A 1,742-nucleotide genomic window follows, 5' to 3' on the forward strand; every position below is an offset into this window, starting at 1 on the left:
TTCGCGGCGCGGGCGGCACACGGCCGCTGGTCGCGCTGTACGCGGTGGCCGCGCCGACGCGCGACGAAGCCGAGCAACTGATCGGGCCACTGAAGATCTTCAAGCTGCAGTTCGCCGGCGGCCAGAGCTTCAATCTCGCCAGCGCGCAGGCGGCCGCCGAATTCGCGCGGCAGAGCGGCGCGTCCGACTACCGGATCGACGAGCTGCGCCCGACGGTGCTGGCCGATACGCCCGAGCGCATCCACCGCGCGCTCGATGCATTGAGCCGGCGGCTCGACGTCGATGCGTTCGTGATCGACTCGCCGGTGACCGACTACGCGGCGCGGCTCGCATCGGCCGAATGGCTCGGCGGCGCGCTGTCGGCCACGCCGTTGCAGGCGGCCCTCGCGGCCGACCGCTCCCTCTCCCCTGACCAGAACGCGTGACGCTCCCATGACGACCCGACGATCGATCCCCTTCGGCCTGATGCTGCAAGGCGCAGGCAGCCACATGAACGCATGGCGGCACCCGAGCAACCCGCCGGACGCGAGCATCAACCTCGATTTCGCGATCGGCATCGCACGCCAGGCGGAAGCCGCCGGCATCGCGTTCGCGTTCGTCGCGGACGGCCTCTACATCAACGAGAAGTCGATCCCGCACTTCCTGAACCGCTTCGAGCCGCTGACCGTGCTGTCGGCGCTCGCGGTCGCGACGAAGAAGATCGGGCTCGCGGGCACGATCTCGACGTCGTACAGCGAGCCGTTCACGGTCGCGCGCCAGCTCGCGTCGCTCGATGCGATCAGCGGCGGGCGCGCGGGCTGGAACGTCGTGACGACGCCGCTCGAAGGCACCGCGAAGAATTTCGGCAAGGCGCATCCCGACCACGAACTGCGCTACGAGATCGCCGACGAATACCTCGACGTCGTGCAGGGCCTGTGGGACAGCTGGGACGACGACGCATTCGTGCGCGATCGCGCGACCGGCCGCTTCTTCGATCGAGACAAGCTCCACACGCTCGACCACCACGGCCGCTTCTTCCAGGTCGCGGGCCCGCTCAACATCCAGCGCTCGCCGCAGGGCCAGCCGGTGATCTTCCAGGCCGGTTCGTCGGACACCGGCATCGGGCTCGCGGGCAAGTATGCGGATGCGGTGTTCACGCATTCGCCGTCGCTCGACGAAACGGCCGCGTTCACGCGGCGCGTGAAGCAAAGCGCGATCGAGCACGGCCGGCAAGGCAGCGACGTGAAGATCTTCCCCGGCATCGGGCCCATCGTCGGCCGCACGGCGGCCGAGGCCGAGGACAAATACCAGGCGATCCGCAACCTGCTGACGATCGACGAGGCGCTCGCGTATCTGGGCCGCTATTTCGATCACCACGATTTCACGCAGTACGCGCTCGATGCGCCGTTCCCGGAACTCGGCGAGCTCGGCCGCAACAGCTTCCGCTCGACCACCGACCGGATCAAGGCCGACGCGAAGCAGAAAGGCCTGTCGCTGCGCGAGACCGCGCTCGCGGTCGCCACGCCGCGCCCGAACTTCATCGGCACGGCCGAGCATGTCGCCGACGAGCTGATCCGCTGGCACGACGCCGGTGCCGGCGATGGCTTCATCCTCGGCTTTGCGGTGCAGGCGCAAGGCGTCGAGGATTTCGTCGAACTGGTGATCCCGGCGCTCGAGGCGCGCGGCCGCTACAGCCGCGACCTGCCCGGCGCGACGCTGCGCGACCACCTCGGGCTGCCGCGCAAGGCCAGCCGCCACGCGGC

1 protein-coding gene and 1 pseudogene are annotated in these 1,742 nt (G+C 69.4%); both read left to right on the forward strand.

Annotation, left to right across the window (positions count from 1 at the left end; genetic code table 11):
• Positions 1–425, forward strand: a pseudogene (locus G3N99_RS39945) (alkane 1-monooxygenase); the annotation flags it as partial.
• Between the two features lie 7 nt (positions 426–432).
• Positions 433–1,742 (forward strand): LLM class flavin-dependent oxidoreductase (locus tag G3N99_RS39950; protein ID WP_206125159.1); only part of this gene is annotated, 1,310 nt, incomplete at its 3' end.

It is taken from the genome of Burkholderia sp. Ac-20392 (genome assembly GCF_017104585.1).
Lineage (GTDB): Bacteria > Pseudomonadota > Gammaproteobacteria > Burkholderiales > Burkholderiaceae > Burkholderia > Burkholderia lata.